The following is a 21,651-nucleotide window of genomic DNA, read 5'->3' as shown; positions in this document are numbered from 1 at the left end:
AACTTGAATTTAACCGGCTATTATGAATTTTCCCTGGCTTATTCTTTAAATTTAAAAGAACAAAAATTGACAGATTATGAAGAAAGAAGTAAAAAGACCACAAGAAGAAGCAAAAAAGTCTAAACCTAAGGATATGTCTTATAATCCTGAAGTCACTAAAGAAGATGAACAGGCTTTAAATGCTAAAGGCCGGAGCATGAACAAAGGGCAGGATAAGGATTTAGATCGCGAAAGAGAGGTAGATTTCACAGGAAAAGATCTAGACATTCCAGCGAGTAATTCAGATCTCCCGAATAAGGAAGGAAGATTACCAGATGAACAAAACTGGCAATACAATAAAAAAGCTGCCAGACCAGATCATAAAAAATCTACCGATCATCCAAAATCTGACGAAAAGATATAATTTTTCAACCGCTGTTTACAGCGGTTTTTTTATATAAGGTAGTAAATAATGGAGCTTACGAGCAAACCCAGGATAGCGATCATTCCTGTCATTACGGTCCAGGTTTTGAAGGTTTGTTTTTCGGTTAATCCTAAATATTTACCAACGAGCCAAAAACCGCTATCATTAACATGGGAGAAACCCGAAGCACCAGCAGCGATAGCGATCACCACAAGGGAAGTTTCGGCGGGAGATATTAAGGTAGATGTAAGCACTGGAGCTGTAATTCCTGCAGCAGTGATCATTGCAACCGTAGCTGAGCCCTGAAGAAGCCTTACAATTAATGCCACAGTAAATCCAAATACGAGGGGGTTGAAGAAAGTTCCATTTAGTGATTGGGCAATCATCTCTCCTGCTCCTGTCCTGATAAGTATTTGTTTAAAAGCACCGCCAGCTCCCGTCAACAAAATAATGATCCCAGCTGCCTCAAAAGATTTTAACGCTGTTTTATTCAAAAATTGTTTTCCCATTCCCCTTCTAATCCCAATAAAATACCAGGCAAGCAGGTTTGCGATTATTAAGGCTGAAAACGGGTGCCCTAATAGATTTATTCCATAAAGAAGTTTTGAAGGGATGGAGTTTTCAGGAATAAAAGGGCTATTTAAAACCGTATTGCTTACTATCAAAAAAATAGGGACAAATATAATAGTGCAAATCAAAGCCGGGGAAGGCAGCTCTTTTTGATTAAAGTTAGTTGAATCAACTATTTCCAAAGGCTTTATAAATATCTTTTTTGATATATATTTTGCAAAGACAGGTCCGCTGATCACAGCTACAGGTATACCGGTTAGCATTCCAAATAAGATCACCCAGCCAAGTTCGGCTCCCAGGATATCTGCTACGGCTATGGGTCCTGGGGTTGGTGGAATAAAAGCATGTGTGATCGTTAAACCTGCAAGTAAAGGAAGTGCGTATAATAGTAAAGATCTGCCTGTTTTCTTACTCAAAGCATAAGTGATGGGCACCAGGATTATAAAAGCAACATCAAAAAAAACTGGTATCGCAACGATAAAACCTGTAAACATCATCGCCCAGGGTGAACGCTTTTCACCCGTCTTTTCCAGAAGATATCTCGCCAGGTTCTTCGCTCCGCCAGATTGTTCCAGGATTCCACCAAATAAGGCTCCCAGACCCACAACTGTGGCGACAAATCCCAGGGTACTCCCCATACCTTCCTGCATGGTAGCAATAATATCTGTTGCAGGTAAACCGGCAAATACTCCTACCAAAATGCAAACAATAAGCAAGGCGAGAAATGCCTGGATCTTTAGCTTTAATATTAGAAATAAAAGGATGGCAATACCAGCCAGAACAGCAAATAAAATCTGTAAATCCATTACTTAATATTCCAGTTTGTATGAAAAAAATTTCTTCTTGGTTTGTCCGTCCTTTCATAAGTATGAGCCCCAAAATAATCCCTCTGCGCCTGTATTATATTTGCTGAAGTATTTCCTCTAATAAAATTTAGAAAATAATTCAAAGCCGCTGAACTAACCTGCATGGGGCAACCTGCTTTCTGAATTTCTGCCACGGTATTAATAAATTGGAGTTTTCGCATATTCAAATGATCTATTACTCTAGGATGCAGTAACAAATGATCTTCATTTTCAGATCCAAATATTTCCACAAGTTCTTCCATAAAGGACGATCTTATGATGCAGCCATTGGTCCAGAGGCGGGCAATTTCTGATAGATTCAAATTCCATTTGTATTCTTTGGAAGCTATTCGCAATAATTCAAAGCCAATTGAGTGATTTATTATTGAAGCTGCTTTATAGGCCGCAAAAAGGTTTTTCAGGGAAATATCTACGCTGTTTGAATTCAATCCTTTGTAAAGATCTTTTGCTTTTTCTTTTTGAGCTTTAAGCCCGGAAATATTTCTTGCCATTACCGAAGCAGTTATTGTATCCAGAGATACTCCTAACTCAAGAGCGGAACTGGTAGTCCACCCGCCAGTGCCTTTTTGCCCGGCTACATCCAGAATTTTATCAATAATAGGCTCGTTAGCCTCTTTCTTTTTCAAGATATGATAAGTTATTCCCAGTAAATAACTTCTTTCTGAATCATTCCATTCGGAGAAAATTTCCGAAATATCTTCAGGAGATCTCTGCTGAAAGAATCTCATGAAATAATAAAATTCAGCGATAAGTTGCATCTCGCCGTATTCGATCCCGTTGTGGACCATTTTCACATAATGTCCCGAGGTTCCCGAACCTATATAAGCACAGCAGGGCTCGCCATGTTTATCCCGGGCAGAGATCGCTTCAAGAACAGGTTTCACTCTGTTATATGCGCTTTCAACCCCTCCTGGCATAATAGAAGGGCCATTTAAAGCGCCCTCTTCCCCTCCGGAAATTCCTACTCCTAAATATTTAATTCCTTTACTTTTTAATGCCTCTGCTCTTCTTTCGGTATCTTTAAAATGGGAGTTTCCCCCATCCATTATAAGATCTCCAGGCTCAAGAAAGGCTAAGACATCTTCTATAACAGCATCAACTGCAAAACCCGCCTTCACCATCATCAAAATATTTCGTGGAGTTTCCAGCCCTAGAATGAACTTTTTCAGATCATCATAAGCCGGAATTTGAAATCTATGGGCGTGAGATTTAGCGAATAATTGGGCGATATTCTTTTCTTTTTCACCCGCCTGCCGGTTGTATACTGAAACGGGATATCCCTTCCCTGCAATATTAAGGGCAAGACTCTGTCCCATAACACCAAGGCCTATCAATCCAATTTCTGGTCTTTTTATCTTTTCCAAAATTTCTTTTAATGATTTCTCTGGATTGGCCTCAACTTTCACAGTGATTCCATAAGTTGGTGGTTCGAGAATTTCAAATTGTGATTTTAATAAAAGAGGATCAAAAAAATGAAGTTTTCTTTGCTGAATTCTTTTTGCAATTGTTTCATAATCTTCATATAAATAGATCCACTCAATTTTCACAGCATCATTACGGGATAATATTTTTCTGTATTTTTCTTTTAAAGCTGAACAGGCAAGCACTGCTCCATTTGAATCACCCCACTTTTTAATGGCAATGGATAAGGAGTTCAACCAGGATTCCCTATCATTATCATCCAGGGGAGTTCCGGCTTTCATCTTATTTTTATTTAATTGAGAATGGAAATCATCTGCATCGTAAAAAGATAAGGACAGTTCCTTTGCCAGCATTTTTCCTAAGGTGGTCTTACCAACCCCGGCTACACCCATCAAAATATAGACTGTACTCAAAGCTTCTTTTTATTCTGAAGTAAATAATCCACAGAATATTTCCCCGCGCCGGTAAAGGCAAGAAGAATAAAACCAAACATATATAATAATGGCAGTTCCTGTCTTCCAAAACCGTCAGGCATATGTACTATGAGAGCCGCTACAGCCATTGTAATTATAATAGGAATAGCTGCAAATCTGGTTAAAAAGCCAAATAAAATAAAGAGGGCACACACAAACTCAGCAAAGACGGCCAGACTAAAAGATAACTGCTCTCCCAATCCAATGGGGTCTCCAAATTTTATTTCATCTGAACCGAAGAAATCCATTAACTTAGGAAAGCCATGAGTAAGCATAAGAGATGCAATAGCTATTCTAAAAATCAATAGTCCCAGATCTACATTTCTTAAATTTAAAATTGTTTGATAGGTATTCTTCATGAGATAATAAGATTTGTGTCTAAATTAGAAAAAGAAATTGAAACCAATTGCTTAAGAAGATTTTATGTATGATGTCTCTTTCGTTCCTATTAAATTTTAACACCGTAGGAATTGTGATTCAATGAAATATTTAAGGGAAAATGCATTTTATCGTTTTTTTTTGTTTTTCATCGGTTTAAATTAAATAGAATTGTTTACTTTTAGTTTATGCAGGATTTCATCAAACATATTCTCATAAGTTCTCTGTTCCTTTTGATCGCTACAAAAGGAATTGGGCAGCATAGTGCTTCTGCATCTTTTACAGCCTCGGTAAATATAATTGAACCTATTTCTCTAAAAACTACTTCAAATATGAATTTTGCAAGTATCGATGCTGGTATGGGGGGTTCTGTAATTTTAAATCCCGATCACACTCGAAGCATTAACGGGAATGTAAGCCTGGCTAATGCAACGAATGTTTCAGCAGCCGAATTTGAAGTGAAAGGACAAAATGGGTATTCGTATAATATCAATGTTCCCAGAGGCTCTTTTAGCATGAGAAATGGTTCAGATAGAATTATAATTAAAGATTTTACAGCAAGTTCGCTTTCTTCCACTTTAAATACAGATTCTCAAATTATTAGCGTGGGCGCTACCCTCGAGATTGACCCAGGACAAAAACCAGGGATTTATACCTCGTCTTCTCCCATTGAAATCATGGTGAGTTATAATTGAATTAAGACTTGTAAGTATTCACCTTCATTTATTTTCTGGGATCTTTTTTTCAGATTTTCAGGTCTTAGCATATTTCAATACAAGTTATCGACAACTTCTCGCATTTTAACGATTATTAATAACCTCTCAGCGAAAAGTTTTGGTGAAGTCAATCACACAAGCCCATCTTTACCATCGCTAACAAAATCTATGAAACCTACCAACATGAAAAAAATTATTTTAATTGCCTTACTTGCTGTAACAGGAAATTCATTTGCCCAAACTTCAGTTGACGGCACTGCTGATGTAAATGCTGAAATTGTTAAACCAATCTCCATAACATCCAGTGGCAAACTCGACTTTGGTTCATTTACAACTCCTGAAACCGGTTCTGGTATTGTAACGATTAATCCGGCTGATGATAGTAGAAATTTCTCTGCAACTGATATGGAGATCACTTCCCTATCTACTTTTGGGTTACCGGTATTTACAGTTTCAAAAGATGCTGATGCTACTTATGGGGTAACAGTTGCTGTTACAGACGCCCCTGAGGAAACTGGTGGATCTACAATGACCTTAGATCAATTAACCACAAATATCAATGCAAGTGGAAATACTGCATCTTCGTTTAAAGTTGGAGGTAGATTAACAGTTCCTTCCACACAGGCAGTTGGGATTTATACAGGTAAAGTTACGGTTACTGTATCCTACGAATAAGATTATAAATATAAATCTAAAAGCGCCGTCAAGTAATGGCGGCGCTTTTAGAATTTGATATGTTCAACTTATTCTACTGTAAATGAAAAGCTTACTTCTAATATTCGTTGCGATCTTTTTTGTTGAATTTACCTCGGCTCAAATTTCAGCTTCAACCTCTGTGAATAGTACAGCGGTGGTGGTAGAGCCTATTCAGATTACAAAAAGTGTGGATCTCCATTTTGGAAATGTAATAAGTGGATATAATCCCGGAAGGCTTATTTTATCGCCCGAAGGAATCAGGACTACTTTTGGTTTACAACTGGCACCCGCCAGTTCCGGCCAGGTAAGTGCGGCCGAAGCAGTAGTAAAACATGGCAGTTATAATTATGCCATCACTTTTCCCGAAAATTTTAAGCTTTTTAATGAAAATAATCCCAATCAATTTTTATTGATAGATGATTTCACTGTACTTCCTGAAGTTAGCGGTGAAGAAATAGACATTCTTAAGATTGGAGCAACCCTTAATCTGGAGGCTGATCAGGCTGCTGGATTTTATACAAATGCCTCGGGCTTCAATGTTACCGTAAGTTATAATTAGCCTCATTCTAACCATATTGTTCCCCATGATAAGAAAAAATATTTTCCTACTTAGCCTAATTATTTTTATTTGTTTTCAGGGAAACATTTTCGCGCAGGGTGATCTTATGATCATGCCTAAAAGAATTGTTTTTGATGGACCTGAACGCTCACAGGAAGTAAATCTTGTAAATACCGGAAGTGATTCAGCTACCTATGCTATTTCATTTATTCAGTATAAAATGAAAGAAGATGGAAGTTTTGAACAGATTACTGAACCTGAGGAAAGTCAAAAGTTTGCCGATGAATTTTTAAGGTATTATCCTAGAAGGGTTTCTTTAGCACCAAATGAAGCCCAAACCTTGAAGTTACAAATCACCAGAAGCGGAAATCTTCAAAATGGCGAATATAGATCTCACTTATATTTTAGGGCGGTAGAAAAACAAACAGCCCTTGGAAGTGAACAATCTACTGATTCTGATGAAAATATTTCAATAAACATCAAAACAGTATTTGGTATAAGTATCCCGGTAATTATTCGTAAAGGAGCCTCTACCACTGAAATCGAATTAAATAATGTTTCTCTGGATTTGTCTAACAAACCTACACTTTCCATTTCAATTAATAGAAAAGGCAATATGTCTGTATATGGAAATATTTTTGTCAATTATATTTCTGAAAATGTTGCTCCAATAACTATTGGCAGTGTTAAAGGAATCGCGGTATATACTCCCAATGAAAAACGTGATTTTTCATTTGTTTTACAAAACACCGAAGAAATTGATCTTAGCCAGGGCAGCCTCGAGATAAGCTATGAATCTGATTTAGGAGAAGTGTATACAACAACCATATACCAACTGGATTAGTTAATGCTAACGGGACTAAATAAAAACTTACTTTTTACGATTTTCAGCATTCTGGGGGTAGTTTACAATTTAACCGCACAGGAAGATATCACGATATCTACTACCTATACTATTGCAGAAGGTGAAACTGAAGAATATGCCAATGTTATCCTTAACGATAATGCGAGTCATCTTATCGTTAATGGAACCCTTATAGTACACGGCGATTTACTCATGAGTGGGAACAAATCTCAGTTTACAATGGGAAGTTCAGCAGTGGTAATTATCTATGGAAATTTTATTGGTTCTAATAAAGTTGATATTTCTGTCTCTTCTTATCTAATAATTCAGGGCGATTTTACCCAACCTACTGAATCCACCCAGACAAATATAGATATTGAGAACGGGAATGTGTATATTTTTGGAGAAGTAGATGGCTGGGAGGCTGACTTTTCCAGCTGTGAAGATTACAAAGGGGACACTACGGGAGTTAATGATACTGAATGTGAATACGGAACCGAAGAAAATTATGATAATAATTTTGAAAGTTTTCCTCCTGAAATAACAGAAAAACTATCTTGTTTTAGTTTAAAAGATCCTGAGGATCAAACTTCCTGTCCAGGAGCTGATGCAATATTCAATACTGAAACAACCACCACAAAAGCTATAACCTATCAATGGCAGGTAAAAACTCCAAATAGCGATTTCTTCGCAGATCTTATAGGTTCTAACTCCAAGGAATTAAACCTTAATAATGTTACTGATGAAATGTCTGGTAATTTATACAGAGTCAAGGTAAGGGCATCAGAGGAAGGTGCAGGTTGTAAAGTCGCCATTTCCAAACCTGCCGCTTTATTGGTTGAAACCGTGTTTGACTGGACCGGAGCTATAGGCTCGAATTGGAATGATCCCGGGAACTGGTTATGCAGTGTAATTCCCAACACTAGCTCCAATGTAAAGATCCCTTCAGGTCTTACAAATTATCCGTTGATTAGTTCTGGTGCTGCAGCAATGGCGAACAATTTAGATATTCAATCGGGGACAATTTTAAAAATTTCAGGAAATAGACTGCAAGTATATGGTGCTATTTCGGGGCAGGGAAAAATAGATGCCACCGCCGGTACTCTGGCATTAAAAGGAACAGTAAATCAAATCTTGGATTCAGGTTTATTTGTAAATGGTGGAGTTTTAAATTTGGAAATAGACAATGCTGCCGGAGTAACATCCAACACCTCAATAAATCTAAGAGGATGGTTAAAATTATCCAACGGAAATTTTTCTAACAATAATAATTTCACCCTGATTTCTGATGCTTCACAAACAGCTTTGATCGATGGTTCAGGCACCGGAGAAATCATAGGAAGAGTGAGGATGCAACGGTATATAGATCCTGCTTTTGGATATAAATATATTGGCTCCCCTTTTAGTAATACTACAGTGGGGGATTTTTCCTCTTATATAGATTTAAATTCAACTTTTCCCGCTGTTTACAATTATAATGAATCCAGGCAGGATAGTGATGGAAATGATCTTTCAGGCTGGGAAGCTTATACAGCAGCCACGGCTCCAATGAATGTTATGGAAGGTTATGCCTTTAATTTTGGTGATATTGGAGGAGCGGTAACGATAGACATAGAAGGTAATATTAACAACGGTGATGTTTCCCGTAGTTTGAACACCACCCATGGAACATTTACCAAAGGTTTTCATCTTGTTTCGAATCCTTATCCTTCACCGATAGATTGGAATAAAGTACCTGGTTTATCCACCAATATTGATGGTGCAGCATATTTTTTCAAGGCTGATGCGTCAGATATTTATGGAGGTGCCTACACCTCATATGTTGCAGATATTACCAGCTCTGGTAGTTCCGGGAGTATTATCTCTTCCATGCAGGGATTTTTTGTGCATGCCAGTGACGGCACTACAAATTCTGTTTTAAGGATGAATAATAGCGTTCGGGTAAATGACTTTTCTCAGGAATTTTATAAAGAACAGGAAGAACCCTTAAATAGACCGCTCGTAAGGATTTCAGCTGGATTTCAGGATGAAAAAATTTCCGATCCATTAGTGATTTATTTAGACAGGGCTGCTTCCTGGAAATTTGAAAGAAATAAAGATGCTTTAAAATTATATAACTCGAATATTGATCTGCCAAATTTTTATTCTATTACAGCTGATGGAAAAGAATCCTCGATCAACGGTCTTTCAGAGCAGGAAACAACAAATAATTTCAGACTTCCATTAGGTATTAAAACTAAAAGATCTGGCCAGCTAATTATAAAACCTGAAGATATTGAAAATTTTGATACTGATCTATTTCTAATAGACAAGCACAGGAGGGTTTCGGTTAATTTAAAGGAAGAAAATTATAGTCTGAACCTTGAAAAAGGAAAACATGAGGATAGGTTTTATCTCTCTTTTTCATCGGCAAAATTTGTGGATTCCCCTACTCTATTTAATGATCCTTTCAGTATAAAGAATAATACAGGGGAAGTGATAGTTAGAATGAATTTGAAAGAAGAGGAATCGGGAATTTTAAGGATTAGCACTATACACGGTCAGTTACTTCAACTTCGCAAAGTAAGAAGAAACGAAGAAGTTAATTTCACTGAAATCAGGAGTACGGGAATTTACCTGGTGACTTTTATTTCCGATAAGCGTCAGTTTTCAAAAAAAATAATTGTGAGAAAATGATAAAAATGAAGAATTCTAGGATTGTTTTTATTCTGCTTCTTACACTATTTGTGCAATCAGTAGAGAAGCTTACAGCTCAGGAGAATCCTCCAGTGCCTATTGAAGTAGAGGTTAGTACCGTACAATTTTTAAATTTTGGGGCTTTTGCAGTTGGAAATTCTCTTGGGACGGTTAGTGTAGACTCCAACGGAACCAGGACCTGGACTGGAGATGTTGTCTTGCTTACCACAGGAGCCACAGTTTCTCCTGCACTGTTTGATGTGTACGCAAACCCGGGGACGTTAATTAATATTGCCCATAGTCCGTCTTTTACCCTTACAGGTACCAGTGGCCAGACCATAGAACTTAAAATAGATAGTTATAGCACGGGAAAAACTTTTGTTACCAATTCAAACTCCCAAACGCCGACTCCTGTATATATTGGTGGAACACTTAATTTAGGTGCAATTTCTGCAAACGGCCCCGGAGAGTACAACGGATCTTTTACCATCACTTTTATTCAGGAATAATCAACTGCATGAATTCTGTTAAGCTTAACAAATTCTTTTTTCAGTTACTAATAAGTATCCCTGTCCTTCTCAGTAATGAATTAATATTTGCCCAGGAGTTTCCCGAATACGACGAGCTTGTGGTGGAACTTAGCTCTCCCAGAATCGGTACACTGGAAATTCCGATTGCAATTAAAGACGAACAGTCTTATATTTCTTTTTCAGCCCTTTTTGATCATTTTAGCCTTAAAAATGAAACAGATCCTGAAACCGGGATAATTTCAGGGTATATCTTAAATCCTGAATCGATTTATAAAATAGATCTTCAGGCTTCCATTATAACATTTAAGGAGCAATCAATCCCCTTAACCAGCAAAGATTATATTAAGACCCCAACCTCTTTCTATCTACGCTCCGAACTTTTTGGTAAAGTTTTCAATTTAAATACAAATTTTAATTTTAGGGAACTCGCTATAAAGTTTGATACAGACATAGATCTGCCAATTTTTATAGAGAAGCGCAGGGAAAAAGCCCGTAGTAATCTCAACAAAATAAAAGGAATTGTAGAACCCGATACAGTGATTGAGCGAAAATATCCCTTCTTTAAAGGAGGAATTTTAGACTGGGGAATTACCACTACTCAACAAACAAATGGTCCTGAAGATAACAGGTTTAATTTAGGTCTTGGCACTATGTTGGCCGGCGGAGAGACCAATATTTTACTGAATTATTCCAATCGGGTTCCCTTTACCAGTAGGAACCAGTTCTATCAATGGAAATACGTAAATAACGAAAACAGGATTTTTAAACAGGTCACCGCGGGAAAGATTTTTAGCGGTGCTACCTCCTCCCTTTTTGCTCCGGTGGTAGGAATTCAGCTTACCAATGCCCCTTTGCAAAACAGACGCTCTTATGGCACCTATATTTTAAATGATTATACTCAGCCAAGGTGGACGGTAGAATTGTACGTGAACAATGTGCTGGTTGATTTTGTTAAGGCAGATGCTTCAGGTTTTTATTCTTTTGAAGTTCCCTTAATGTACGGAAACACCAATGTCGACCTTAGGTTCTATGGACCTTATGGAGAAGAACTTTCTGAAAACCGTATGATCAACATTCCTTATAATTTTGTTCCCGAAAAAGAGTTGCAGTATACTTTAAGTGCCGGTGTGGTGGAAGATGGGGATAATCAGAAATTCTCCCGTTTTAATTTAAATTACGGACTCTCCAACACTATTACCATAGGTGGAGGGGTAGAATATCTTTCAGAAATAACCAGCGGAGAAGTAATGCCTTTCCTGAACACTTCCATAAGGCTGGCCTCTAATTTATTATTTTCCGGAGAATATACCTACGGTGTAAAAGGTGAAGGATTGTTGAGTTACAGGACTCCTTCCAATATGCAGTTTGACCTCAATTATATAAAATATCATGAAGATCAAACCGCGATTAATTATAATTATCTGGAAGAACGGGAATTTCGTTTTTCCGCTCCTATTAGAACCAATGCATTTACAGCCTATACCAGATTTAGCCTGAATCAAATACTTCTTCCAAATACTGAATTTACCACAGCCCAGTTCTTATTATCCGGGGCCTTATTTGGGATTAGCACAAACCTTACGACCTATGCCATATATAACGCCAGGCTGGACGACCCCACTATTTATACTTCACTTTCCCAGACTTATAGATTACCATACCAGTTTCTATTTTCACCTCAGGTACAATATGATATTTCAGAAAATTCGGTAAGAAATTTGAATCTGGAATTAGAACGTGTAATTTTTGAAAGAGGCTTCGTAAATTTCTCGTATGAAAATAACTTTCTGCGGAATGCCCACACTTTTGAAGTTGGATTAAGATATACCTTCAATTTTGCACAAGCATCTACCACCTCCCGCATTGGTAACCAAAATTCTTCTCATATACAAGCTGCCCGGGGAAGTTTAAGATGGGATGATCATACAGGTTTTGTGGGTGTTTCAAACCGGCCGGGAGTTGCGCGTGGAGGCATTACGCTAATTCCTTTCCTGGATCTTAATGAAAATGGAAAAATGGATCCTATGGAAGAAGGAGTTCCCGGGATAGAGCTAAAATCCAATCCGGCACTTGTGACCTATAATCAGGACAAAACTATCCTTAGATTAAATGACCTTCAACCTTATGTAAAAACATTACTTCAAATAGACGAAAATAGTCTGGACAATATTGCCTGGAAGATCGAAAATCGCAATATCGCCGTAGAGACAGTTCCAAACCAGTATAAAGCTATTTATATTCCAGTAAGGGTTATGGGAGAAGTATCGGGATACGTGTTTTTAAAGAATGAAGGTAAAACCCGGGGTCAGGGAAGAATCCTGATTAATATCTTTAAAGAAAATTCTGAAAAAGTTGCTTCTGTACTCACCGAAGGTGACGGATATTTTAGTTATTTAGGACTGGCTACAGGAAGTTATACCGCTAAGATTGATGAGCAGCAACTTGAAAAAATTAAGCTTCATAGTTCAGAAGCGCAACCATTTGACATTGAAATAAATAAATATGGTGATATCGTGGACGATCTGGAGTTTATCCTTCAGAAGAATCAATAAGTGATTTTTAGAACTTTCAGTTTTCTTATCTCATTTCCCAGTTTAAAATTAATTTGCTCTCCTAGTTTCTTGCCGGTTACCGCCTTGGCAATTGGTGCTACAAAAGCAATCTTCTTCTTTTTAATATCAGCTTCATCCACTCCTACGATTTGGAATTCCTGCAATTGTCCGGAGGTTTCATTTTTTAGTTTCACCAGGGCTCCAAATCTAACTTCATCTTTTGCCTGGTCTTTTGGATCCAGTAATCTTGCAGTTTGAAGTCTTTCTGCCAATAGGTTTATTTTCCCGTCGATCAAACTTTGAGATCTTCTTTTTTCCGTATCATTTTCAGCTTCTACATGTGCTCTCTTAAATTCAAGATCCTTCAATTCCTGTTTTAGTTCAGCAAGTCCGTTCGGGGTAACGTAATTGGTCACTCCTTCCGGTATGGCCGTTCTGGGTGGTATTAATACCGGTTCTTCCTGGTCTTCTTCTTTTACAAATCCCCTGCTCATAAGCTTGATTTTATTTATAATTTATGGAATAATATTTAAATGCATGGTTTCGGCCAAAATTACAGTCATAAATATTTCAGAAAGAAATTCATAAAAAAGTATCCTTATAGCGCAAAAATTAGATCGCAGCTTTAATGCATACTATTAAGACTCCTATTTGGCTTTCGGGGCAGTTATAAAATGTTATTTTTGAAAAAAAGTAAATGCCTAAATTGCTCGTGATTGGTTACGTCTGGCCTGAACCGAAGTCTTCGGCTGCAGGAACAAGAATGATGCAATTACTGGACTTCTTCAAAAATGAAGATTACCAAATTACCTTCGCCACTACCGCACGTGAAACCAATAATAAGGCAGATTTAACCAAGCATGAAATTAAAACGGAAAAGATCAAATTAAACGATCCTGATTTTGATGTTTTTCTGAAAGAATTAATGCCAGAAGTGGTTTTGTTTGACAGGTTTATGATGGAAGAACAATTTGGCTGGAGAGTCGATGAAATTTGTCCTGAAGCTATAAAAATCCTGGATACAGAAGACCTTCATTTTCTAAGAAATGCACGTCAGCGTGGATGTAAGGAAAAAAAAGATGCAGAGGATATCTATATGGATTCAGATCTTGCTAAAAGGGAAATCTCGGCGATGTATAGATGTGATCTTAGTTTGATTATTTCTGAAAAAGAATTAGAATTACTTACTGGCAAATTTCAGGTTTCAGAAAGAATTCTTTTATACTTACCCTTTCTTCTGAAGAAGATTACCGAAAGAGATATTAAAAACCTCCCTCTTTTTGAAGATAGAAAAGACTTTATAAGCATTGGAAACTTTCTACATGAACCAAACTGGAAGGCGGTTTTACACCTGAAGGAAAAGATTTGGCCGGAAATAAGAAAAAAACTTCCGGATGCAAAAATGCAGGTTTACGGAGCTTATCCTTCGCAAAAAGTACTAAACCTACATAATCCAAAAGAGGGTTTTATTGTAAATGGTTGGGTAAAAGATTCCGCGGAGGTGATGAGAAATGCCAAAATTTGCCTCGCTCCTATTCTGTTTGGTGCGGGTTTAAAAGGAAAACTTGTAGAGGCCATGCAAAACGGAACTGCATCTGTTACTACTGCTGTAGGAGCTGAAGGAATCCCCGGAAATTTTGAATGGAATGGTTTTATAGTGCATACCGAAGATGATTTTATAGAGCAGGCTGTTAAACTTTATTCTTCTGAAGATCTATGGAAAGCGAAGCAAAACCTGGGTTTTGAGATCATCAATCAACGTTTTAATAAAGAAGAACACTTAAACTCCTTCAGAAACAGATTAAAGAAAATTCACAAGAATATAAGATCGCATCGATTAGAAAATTTTACAGGAATGATGTTAAAACACCATTTGCATAGAAGCACTTATTTTATGTCGAAATTTATTGAAGAAAAGAATAGAAGTATAAATTTCTAAAAATCAATTAAAGTCAAGGCAAGTCTGAGACTTATCTCACCGATTTAATTTGATCTTTCTACTAAACACCTGAAATTTTTTATTCTCCCCTCACCCCGAACTGCGAAAAAGCACTTCTGACCTCTCCCGAGGGAGAGGTGAAAAATGAAACTCCGATGTGAAAATATCGAAGAATTTACAATAAAAAACCGCCATCTGCATTAGCATCCGGCGGTTTTCACTACACAAAAAAACAGTTGCTCAAACTCTAAACAAAACTAACTGTTAACAGAATTAAGTTGATGTACAAAAAGCTTTTCATTCAGTTTTTGCAGAACTTCGATTTTATTCCTGGTATCTACCAAGAGTGAAATATTATTATTACTTCCTCCATAAGAAATCATCCTGACAGGGACATCCTGAAGGATTTCAAAGATCCTTGAACTTCCACGATCCTCAATAAGCCCTTCTCCTACCACACAAATTATAGAATGGTTTGTATCTACACTTATTTCTCCATAGTGATCTAATTCAGCAAGGATAAGGTCAAGATTTGAAGTATCGTCAATGGTTAACGAAATTGCGATCTCCGAGGTCGTGATCATATCAATGGATGTTTCATAAGTATCAAAAACCTCAAATATTTTTTTTAGAAAACCATGCGCCATCAGCATTCGGTTGGATTTGATCTTAATGGCAGTAATTTCATCCTTCGCAGAGATAGCCTTAAGACCTTTTTTTTCAGCTATGGCACTAATACAGGTTCCCGTCGCACCTGGAGTAAAGGTATTCTTAAGATAAACCGGTATGTTTTTCCCAATTACTGGGGAAATAGTTTGTGGATGCAGGATTTTAGCTCCAAAATAGGCCAATTCCGCAGCCTCTTCAAAACTTAATTGAGAAACAGGATGCGTATTTTCTACGAATCTCGGGTCGTTATTATGTAAGCCGTTTATATCTGTCCAAATCTGAATTTGAGTAGCCCTTATAGCTGCACCCAGTATTGTGGCGGTATAATCACTACCTCCCCTTTTAAGGGTGCTTAATTTTCTTTCAGCATCAAGCCTAACAAAACCCTGGGTGATCACAATAGAACTTTCTTTAGCTTTCTTAAGACTTTCATTGAATAATTCCCCCACCAGGCCAGTATCCGGGTTTTCCAGGTTGCTTATATGCATAAAATCACGTGCATCAAGCAATGTATTCTCAACCGATTCAAAATTTAAATAAGCACTGAATATAGAAGTAAGTAGTCGCTCCCCAGTGGTTATGATTTTTGCATCCACTTCTTTGCTCCACTCTTTTTTGCAAATGGCCATAAGATCATCGATTTGCAAAGCAATATTCTTCTTAATAGAAAGATTATATGAGGCTTCAGCAATCAATTCATCTATAAGGTCATAATGTTTAAGTCGTAAAATTTCAATTCTATCTGGAAGCTCCTCTAACTTTCTATTTCTAAGCATTTCAGATAGGCTTACCAGTTCGTTGGTAACTCCCGACATAGCCGAAAGTACAAGCAGCTTATTTCCTGAAACCTCAGAAATAATATTCTTTACATTTCTAATACTTGCTGCAGAACCAACAGAAGTTCCTCCAAATTTTAAAACTTTCATATTCAGTAAATTCAGGCTGCATAGATATTATTAAAAGAAAGTGGCGCAAAAATTATGTTTCATTTTATATACATTTGTACAAAATGTTCAATAATTAACAATGAAAACTATTACCACCTGTGTACACGATATTATTAGGCACCAGCCTTTCCTGGACGATGCCATTGCGCGTGATATTGTAAACTTCAGCGGACTTGCGGCAGATATCCAGCAACAGGTAGAAAAAGAAATGAGAAAACCGGTTAAACAGGGTAGTATAATTATGGCTCTTAGACGTTATGCTCCCAGCAGAACTAAGGTAAATATGCAGAGCCTTCGAGAATTGGGGGATATTATAGTGCGCTCGGGGATTACAGAATATACTTTTCTTAACTCGAAAACGATCATTGCCAATAAGATTCGGCTGATGGATGCTGTTAAAGATCAAACCGGGGTATATCTTAATTATTCCAGCAATTACCAGGAAAGTAATATTCTGGTTTCCTCATCTTTAACAGATCTGGTTGAAAAATGCTTTAGAAATGAAGTGCGTGTTTCTATTAAAGAAGAACTTTCTTCCATTACCATAGAATTGCCTAAAAATAGTTCCCAAAGTGTGGGATTATATTTCTATATTTTTAAGTTACTGGCTTATGAAGGAATACCGGTTTTTGAAATGATCTCGACTTCAAACTATTTCGCTCTCTTTCTGGAAAAAGAATATGTGAACAAAGCATTTTTATTAATGAATGAGATCAAACAATGATCTACCAGTATTCATAATACACTCCGGTCAAAGCTATTCCGGTTATAAAAATAATAATTGCGATGACAATATAAATTGTTTTGGTAATACATCTTGCAGCTTTAAAATAGAACTCGGGATTCAATTTCTTATCGGGCTTTGATTTATTCTGAAGAAACATTGGTGGTTAGTTAATAATACAGGTTTTACAATATACTAAAAATCAAATATTTAAAAAATTCTTATTTTTAGTAATCTTACAAATTTCTCCGACGGCTTTGCCACAGAGATAGTCGGTTTCAAGAAATGTATTGGAGAGGGACATTTCTAAATTTCAAGTTATAATTAATCAGAGAAACGAAGCTATTCAGAACAATTAATTATAATCCTTTATTAAGGTAGCCCATTCCATGCTCTTCAGGGTTCGAATCAACACAGGATTAATAACTCGAAGTAATTGTGAGTCCTTTGGAAAAGCATAACTATAATAATCTTTTTTAAGACTCTGTCCTAAAACTTCAAGATCATCTGAAAGTTCACCCCTTTCTATCTCATATTTTAAAATGGGTTCATCATAAACGAAAAGGGTAGATTTTTCATCAAGAACAGCCTTTAATCCTTCAGTTCCACTATTTACAAGCTTGCTTTCAATATTATAAAGATTTAGTAATTCATGAGAACTTGAGCTTTTAACCGTGGTTACTTCAAATCTTTCCAAATCCTGAATACTAGTGATCTCTTCATTAATACTTTTTACTGTTAAAGAAGAAGCAATTCCGGCCGTAAAACTTGAAATAATAATTACAGCCATAAACATCCAGATAAGGCCAATGATCCTACCACCGGTAGTCCTTGGTGATTTATCGCCATATCCAACGGTTGTCATCGTTACCGCACTCCACCAAAATCCCTGCATAATGCCTTTAAAGTTCCCTCCAAATTCTTCCTGATTCTTTTTTCTTTCAAAGAACCAAACCAGGATTCCGAAAATAAAAATGACCAGTAACAATAATGCTACAACAGAAAAAAAATCCCAGCTAAAAAAATTTTTGATATGTTTCAAAAATTCTGACTCTTTTCTTTTGGCCACACTGGTATGCGAAATAAAATAAGGTTGAGAAAAATCCATTCGAGTCATACGATTATCGGTAACCGTGATAGGATTAACACTCAGGTCTACTTCTCCATTCTCAATCCCCTTCAGCAAACTGCTTAGATCATCATATTCTTTATACTCATAGGCTAACTGAAGCTGTTCGTTTACCATTTTCCAGGAAGCGATACTTAAACCAGAATACCCCTGCGGACGCTTTTCTACAAAAGGTGGAGTTTCGGTTATTCCTATTACCAGTTTTTTATTGATTGCAAGGGAATCTGATTCCTGGGATTGAGCCTGGGAAAAATATAAAAGTGTAATTATGAGAATTAAAATTCTTTGGGAAAATAGCATGGATGGTTTTTTAAACTTCGAATATAAAATAAAGATATTTTAAAGCCTAAACCTTACAGAGAGTCCTTTTGAAAAATGAAAGCAATATTTAGCTTCTTCCGCCCAAATTTTTTTGCCTTCTGCGCATTTTCTCCCATATAGATATCGATACGATTACGCCAGCGATAGTGCATTTTGTCTTTCACCAGAAAAACGCTGTCAAATCCTTCAATTTTCACTTTCTCGTTATAATCCAGCCCCAGTTTCAAAAGGTCCCTGGATACTGCAATGGCATTCATGCCGGGAGTTAAGGTGTCTCCCCAGGCTGTTATCTGGGGATCACCTTCTGTTTGATATCCTAATGAATTATAAGCGGTAGCAGTGACACAAATGGTATCCCAGTCTACTTCTTCTTCTTCATTAGAATTAAATTGTTTACAGGAAATAACCAGCATCATCATAACACAAAAAACTCCAATTTTTAGAAGTAGTACTGGATGAAGCTGGTATATCATAAAAGACTATAAAGTAAATCCTTCCGGATATTCTCGTTTTACAAATTGATTCACATCATCAAAATTGGTCACTTTCATATTTTCTGCATCCCAGATCATTTTAATATCCCTTCCAGGATAATAAATTTGATCATTGCCTTTCTCATCTTTGCGGTTTTTTTGAATATCATAACCTCTAATCGCTAAATTGGCAATTAATAATGATTCAGTAAGAGGTCCTGCAATCTCAAACGGGGAACTAAGATCTTTCTTCCCATAACCTGCTATAGCTGCCTCTACCCACTGTGCATAATGACCGTCCATTCCGCCTTTTACTCTCTCATATTTTTGAGGCACATTTACCTCCTCGGTTTTAGATGTAGGAAGTAGTCGCGGATTCAATCCATACGTTCCACACATCATTTTTCCTTTGGAACCTATGATGAGAGCTCCATTACCTCCATCACCAAAAGTTTCTTCAGGCCCCAGTTCTTCAGGACGCATTGGCTTTATTCCACCGTCCATCCAGTGTAATTTAATATCTTTTGAAGCTGCCTTAGGATTATCAAAACTCATGATCACATGACTTGATGGAGGGCAACTTTCTGGAAAATATCCTCGTTGGAATTCATCTACATAAACACTCCCAACGCTACATTCCACATCTTTTGGATATTTAAGACCTAATACGCTAAATGGTGGTTCTATTAGATGACAGCCCATATCGCCCAAAGCACCGGTACCATAATCCCACCAGCCACGCCAGTTGAATGGAACGAGACCGTCGACATATTCTTTATAAGGTGCTGTTCCCAGCCATAGTTTCCAGTCCAGTTCAGTAGGAACAGTAGAAGAGGTTTGTGGCCATGAAATTCCCTGTGGCCACACCGGACGATTGGTCCACACATATACTTCTTCCACATCACCTATTAATCCTGCATCATACCATTCTTTCATTTTCCGTACTCCATCACCAGAAGCTCCCTGATTGCCCATTTGTGTAACGACTTTATATTTTTCAGCAGCTTCAGTTAATTTTCTGGCTTCATAAATATCGTGGGTTAAAGGTTTTTGCACATACACATGTTTTCCCCTTTCCATTGCGGCCATTGTTTGTACTGCATGGTTATGATCTGGAGTGGAAACACTAACAGCATCAAAGTTTTTCGATTCTTTATCAAACAACTCTCTGTAATCTTTATAGTATTTGGCTTTGGGAAAACGCTCCCTCGAAACTGCCGCCCTACGATCATCTACATCACATAAAAAAGCAATTTCAGCTTTTCCGCTTTCGTAAAAACTAAGAAGGTCTGATTGCCCTTTACCTCCCACTCCTATTCCTGCAATCAACAATTTATCGCTGGGAGCTGTAAAACCGGGGCCCCCTAACACATGGCGGGGTACAATCATAAACCCGCTTGCGGCGATAGCTGATTTTTTCATAAAATCCCTTCTGGAATTTAAGCTGCTGATTTTCTTTGTTTTACTCATATTCTAAATTAATTAGTTTGATCATTTTAAGGTTTTATTCATATGAACCGTCACCCAATTTAATGAAATTATGACAATTTGCGTCATGATCGGTTATTCTGTCGGGTTATTTGTCATTCGGCAGGGTACTTGCACGACATGCCAATAAATGGCTGAAAATTAGTTCGTAGCCAAATTTAAAATTGAAAAAATACTTTTTATGAGTCAAGTAAAGCAAAATGACGCCGTTAAGGTACATTACACAGGGAAGTTAGAAGACGGGCAGGTTTTCGATAGTTCAGTAGAACGAGGAGAACCAATAGAATTCACTCTGGGACAGGGTCAACTTATTCCTGGTTTTGAACAAGGCCTTATCGGTATGGAAGTGAAGGAGAAAAAGACGATCAACATACCAAAGGAAGAAGCTTATGGAGAACCAAAAGCCGAATTAATCCAGGAAGTTGAAAAAAGTCAATTGCCGGAAGAGCTTAAGCCAGAAGTTGGTATGCCACTTGTGTCTAAAGGTCCTGACGGTCGTGAGATCAATCTGGTAGTGACAGAAATTAAAGATGAGAGTATCGTAGTAGATGCCAATCATCCATTAGCAGGAAAAGATCTAGTTTTCGATCTAGAAGTTGTGGAGATTAAGTAATTACCACTTTTCTTAAGAATATTTAAAAGCCTGAAAATAAACTTTCAGGCTTTTTCATTTATAGTAGACTCTTATTATGGTTAAGATTTTTATAATTCTTTTCTATTTCAGGCATTGCTGCTTAATTTAGGGAGAAATCAATAAAAATTAGATTATGAAAAGAAAAGGATCGGCCGTATGGAAAGGCTCATTAAAAGAAGGAAAAGGAACTGTAAGCCTTGAAAGCGGGGTTCTAAAAGATGCACAATATTCATTTAAAACCCGTTTTGAAAATGGGAACGGAACTAATCCTGAAGAACTTGTAGGAGCAGCTCATGCCGGATGCTTTAGCATGCAACTTTCAGCCTTCTTAACAGAAGATGGATTTGAACCAGATAAAGTAGAAACTACTTCAGAAATCACTTTTGAGGATGGGGAAATCAAAAAGTCTCATTTAATCTTAAATGCTGAAGTGCCTGGAATAGATAAAGATCAATTTGAAAAAATTGCAAATAAAGCTAAAGAGAATTGCCCATTGTCCAAATTATTGAAAGCTGAAATCACGCTGGAATATGATTTAAAATAAATATTGCATCACCTCCTGGAAAGAGAAGCCACTAATTCGCCAGAAAATCTGAGAATTAGTGGCTTTTTTAAATTAGAAAAAAAAGCTTCCATAAAGGC

Annotated in this window: 20 protein-coding genes; 12 read left to right on the top strand and 8 right to left on the bottom strand. The window is 37.1% G+C overall.

Annotation, left to right across the window (positions count from 1 at the left end):
- The first annotated feature begins 76 nt into the window (after window positions 1-76).
- Window positions 77-403 (top strand): hypothetical protein, encoded by a 327-nt coding sequence (locus Q1K34_RS10395; protein WP_300438193.1) that lies wholly within the window; start codon window positions 77-79, stop codon window positions 401-403.
- A gap of 29 nt (window positions 404-432) precedes the next feature.
- Here the strand turns inward: Q1K34_RS10395 and Q1K34_RS10390 are convergent, their stop codons facing one another.
- From Q1K34_RS10390 to Q1K34_RS10380, 3 genes are read right to left on the bottom strand one after another with little or no spacing between them, the layout of a single operon-like run.
- Window positions 433-1,779: a gluconate:H+ symporter gene (locus tag Q1K34_RS10390; RefSeq protein WP_300438190.1), complete on the bottom strand. Its 1,347-nt coding sequence runs from the start codon at window positions 1,777-1,779 to the stop codon at window positions 433-435.
- A complete protein-coding gene (gene gndA, locus Q1K34_RS10385) occupies window positions 1,779-3,674 on the bottom strand; it encodes an NADP-dependent phosphogluconate dehydrogenase (protein WP_300438187.1) in 1,896 nt (631 codons plus the stop codon). Before gndA ends, Q1K34_RS10390 begins: the two co-directional genes overlap by 1 nt.
- Window positions 3,671-4,093, bottom strand: a complete 423-nt coding sequence (locus Q1K34_RS10380; RefSeq protein WP_300438184.1) for a DoxX family protein — start codon at window positions 4,091-4,093, stop codon at window positions 3,671-3,673. Before Q1K34_RS10380 ends, gndA begins: the two co-directional genes overlap by 4 nt.
- A gap of 207 nt (window positions 4,094-4,300) precedes the next feature.
- On the opposite strand from Q1K34_RS10380, the gene Q1K34_RS10375 reads away from it, so the two are divergent.
- From Q1K34_RS10375 to Q1K34_RS10345, 7 genes are all read left to right on the top strand, one after another.
- Complete coding sequence (locus Q1K34_RS10375; RefSeq protein ID WP_300438182.1) at window positions 4,301-4,807, top strand: DUF4402 domain-containing protein; 507 nt, start codon at window positions 4,301-4,303, stop codon at window positions 4,805-4,807.
- 204 nt (window positions 4,808-5,011) lie between these two features.
- The gene (locus tag Q1K34_RS10370) at window positions 5,012-5,503 is read left to right on the top strand and encodes a DUF4402 domain-containing protein (RefSeq protein ID WP_300438179.1); all 492 of its coding nucleotides are present in this window, start codon (window positions 5,012-5,014) and stop codon (window positions 5,501-5,503) included.
- Window positions 5,504-5,585: 82 nt separating this feature from the next.
- Window positions 5,586-6,083: a DUF4402 domain-containing protein gene (locus Q1K34_RS10365; RefSeq protein WP_300438176.1), complete on the top strand. Its 498-nt coding sequence runs from the start codon at window positions 5,586-5,588 to the stop codon at window positions 6,081-6,083.
- Between the two features lie 25 nt (window positions 6,084-6,108).
- On the top strand, window positions 6,109-6,927 hold the full coding sequence (locus Q1K34_RS10360; protein ID WP_300438173.1) for a molecular chaperone: 819 nt from the start codon (window positions 6,109-6,111) through the stop codon (window positions 6,925-6,927).
- Window positions 6,928-6,930: 3 nt separating this feature from the next.
- The gene (locus Q1K34_RS10355; RefSeq protein ID WP_300438170.1) at window positions 6,931-9,603 is read left to right on the top strand and encodes a T9SS type A sorting domain-containing protein; all 2,673 of its coding nucleotides are present in this window, start codon (window positions 6,931-6,933) and stop codon (window positions 9,601-9,603) included.
- A gap of 5 nt (window positions 9,604-9,608) precedes the next feature.
- Entirely contained in the window at window positions 9,609-10,112 is a 504-nt protein-coding gene (locus Q1K34_RS10350; RefSeq protein WP_300438167.1) for a DUF4402 domain-containing protein, read from the top strand.
- A gap of 8 nt (window positions 10,113-10,120) precedes the next feature.
- Window positions 10,121-12,685, top strand: coding sequence for a hypothetical protein (locus tag Q1K34_RS10345; RefSeq protein ID WP_300438164.1), 2,565 nt, complete (start codon window positions 10,121-10,123; stop codon window positions 12,683-12,685).
- Here the strand turns inward: Q1K34_RS10345 and Q1K34_RS10340 are convergent.
- Window positions 12,679-13,179, bottom strand: a complete 501-nt coding sequence (locus Q1K34_RS10340; RefSeq protein WP_300438161.1) for a GreA/GreB family elongation factor — start codon at window positions 13,177-13,179, stop codon at window positions 12,679-12,681. The genes Q1K34_RS10345 and Q1K34_RS10340 overlap by 7 nt on opposite strands.
- A gap of 203 nt (window positions 13,180-13,382) precedes the next feature.
- On the opposite strand from Q1K34_RS10340, the gene Q1K34_RS10335 reads away from it, so the two are divergent.
- A complete protein-coding gene (locus Q1K34_RS10335) occupies window positions 13,383-14,624 on the top strand; it encodes a glycosyltransferase (RefSeq protein ID WP_300438159.1) in 1,242 nt (413 codons plus the stop codon).
- Window positions 14,625-14,881: 257 nt separating this feature from the next.
- Here Q1K34_RS10335 and Q1K34_RS10330 read toward each other — a convergent pair whose 3' ends face one another.
- A complete protein-coding gene (locus Q1K34_RS10330) occupies window positions 14,882-16,219 on the bottom strand; it encodes an aspartate kinase (protein WP_300438156.1) in 1,338 nt (445 codons plus the stop codon).
- A gap of 100 nt (window positions 16,220-16,319) precedes the next feature.
- Here Q1K34_RS10330 and Q1K34_RS10325 point away from each other — a divergent pair, with 100 nt between their 5' ends.
- On the top strand, window positions 16,320-16,964 hold the full coding sequence (locus tag Q1K34_RS10325; protein ID WP_300438153.1) for a hypothetical protein: 645 nt from the start codon (window positions 16,320-16,322) through the stop codon (window positions 16,962-16,964).
- A 355-nt stretch (window positions 16,965-17,319) separates the two neighbouring features.
- Here Q1K34_RS10325 and Q1K34_RS10320 read toward each other — a convergent pair whose 3' ends face one another.
- The 3 genes from Q1K34_RS10320 to Q1K34_RS10310 are packed head-to-tail and all read right to left on the bottom strand — an operon-like array spanning window position 17,320 to window position 20,357.
- On the bottom strand, window positions 17,320-18,393 hold the full coding sequence (locus tag Q1K34_RS10320) for a transporter substrate-binding domain-containing protein (protein WP_300438151.1): 1,074 nt from the start codon (window positions 18,391-18,393) through the stop codon (window positions 17,320-17,322).
- Between the two features lie 53 nt (window positions 18,394-18,446).
- Window positions 18,447-18,887: a hypothetical protein gene (locus Q1K34_RS10315; protein ID WP_300438149.1), complete on the bottom strand. Its 441-nt coding sequence runs from the start codon at window positions 18,885-18,887 to the stop codon at window positions 18,447-18,449.
- Between the two features lie 6 nt (window positions 18,888-18,893).
- A complete protein-coding gene (locus Q1K34_RS10310; RefSeq protein ID WP_300438147.1) occupies window positions 18,894-20,357 on the bottom strand; it encodes a Gfo/Idh/MocA family oxidoreductase in 1,464 nt (487 codons plus the stop codon).
- Between the two features lie 199 nt (window positions 20,358-20,556).
- Here Q1K34_RS10310 and Q1K34_RS10305 point away from each other — a divergent pair, with 199 nt between their 5' ends.
- A complete protein-coding gene (locus tag Q1K34_RS10305) occupies window positions 20,557-20,988 on the top strand; it encodes a peptidylprolyl isomerase (protein ID WP_300438145.1) in 432 nt (143 codons plus the stop codon).
- 154 nt (window positions 20,989-21,142) lie between these two features.
- Entirely contained in the window at window positions 21,143-21,553 is a 411-nt protein-coding gene (locus Q1K34_RS10300) for an OsmC family protein (RefSeq protein ID WP_300438142.1), read from the top strand.
- Window positions 21,554-21,651: the final 98 nt, after the last annotated feature.

The organism is Christiangramia sp., from assembly GCF_029937855.1.
GTDB lineage: Bacteria > Bacteroidota > Bacteroidia > Flavobacteriales > Flavobacteriaceae > Christiangramia.
Note: the sequence above shows the minus strand (reverse complement) of the source record. Positions and strands in the feature narration are given on the sequence as shown.

Coding starts and splice junctions, on each gene's coding strand:
- Q1K34_RS10380 (WP_300438184.1), bottom strand. CDS start 4,093: ATGAAGAATACCTATCAAACAATTTTAAATTTAAGAAATGTAGATCTG.
- Q1K34_RS10305 (WP_300438145.1), top strand. CDS start 20,557: ATGAGTCAAGTAAAGCAAAATGACGCCGTTAAGGTACATTACACAGGG.
- Q1K34_RS10335 (WP_300438159.1), top strand. CDS start 13,383: ATGCCTAAATTGCTCGTGATTGGTTACGTCTGGCCTGAACCGAAGTCT.
- Q1K34_RS10310 (WP_300438147.1), bottom strand. CDS start 20,357: ATGAGTAAAACAAAGAAAATCAGCAGCTTAAATTCCAGAAGGGATTTT.
- Q1K34_RS10330 (WP_300438156.1), bottom strand. CDS start 16,219: ATGAAAGTTTTAAAATTTGGAGGAACTTCTGTTGGTTCTGCAGCAAGT.
- Q1K34_RS10300 (WP_300438142.1), top strand. CDS start 21,143: ATGAAAAGAAAAGGATCGGCCGTATGGAAAGGCTCATTAAAAGAAGGA.
- Q1K34_RS10360 (WP_300438173.1), top strand. CDS start 6,109: ATGATAAGAAAAAATATTTTCCTACTTAGCCTAATTATTTTTATTTGT.
- Q1K34_RS10355 (WP_300438170.1), top strand. CDS start 6,931: ATGCTAACGGGACTAAATAAAAACTTACTTTTTACGATTTTCAGCATT.
- Q1K34_RS10325 (WP_300438153.1), top strand. CDS start 16,320: ATGAAAACTATTACCACCTGTGTACACGATATTATTAGGCACCAGCCT.
- Q1K34_RS10365 (WP_300438176.1), top strand. CDS start 5,586: ATGAAAAGCTTACTTCTAATATTCGTTGCGATCTTTTTTGTTGAATTT.
- Q1K34_RS10320 (WP_300438151.1), bottom strand. CDS start 18,393: ATGCTATTTTCCCAAAGAATTTTAATTCTCATAATTACACTTTTATAT.
- Q1K34_RS10370 (WP_300438179.1), top strand. CDS start 5,012: ATGAAAAAAATTATTTTAATTGCCTTACTTGCTGTAACAGGAAATTCA.
- Q1K34_RS10315 (WP_300438149.1), bottom strand. CDS start 18,887: ATGATATACCAGCTTCATCCAGTACTACTTCTAAAAATTGGAGTTTTT.
- Q1K34_RS10340 (WP_300438161.1), bottom strand. CDS start 13,179: ATGAGCAGGGGATTTGTAAAAGAAGAAGACCAGGAAGAACCGGTATTA.
- Q1K34_RS10395 (WP_300438193.1), top strand. CDS start 77: ATGAAGAAAGAAGTAAAAAGACCACAAGAAGAAGCAAAAAAGTCTAAA.
- Q1K34_RS10390 (WP_300438190.1), bottom strand. CDS start 1,779: ATGGATTTACAGATTTTATTTGCTGTTCTGGCTGGTATTGCCATCCTT.
- Q1K34_RS10375 (WP_300438182.1), top strand. CDS start 4,301: ATGCAGGATTTCATCAAACATATTCTCATAAGTTCTCTGTTCCTTTTG.
- Q1K34_RS10345 (WP_300438164.1), top strand. CDS start 10,121: ATGAATTCTGTTAAGCTTAACAAATTCTTTTTTCAGTTACTAATAAGT.
- Q1K34_RS10350 (WP_300438167.1), top strand. CDS start 9,609: ATGAAGAATTCTAGGATTGTTTTTATTCTGCTTCTTACACTATTTGTG.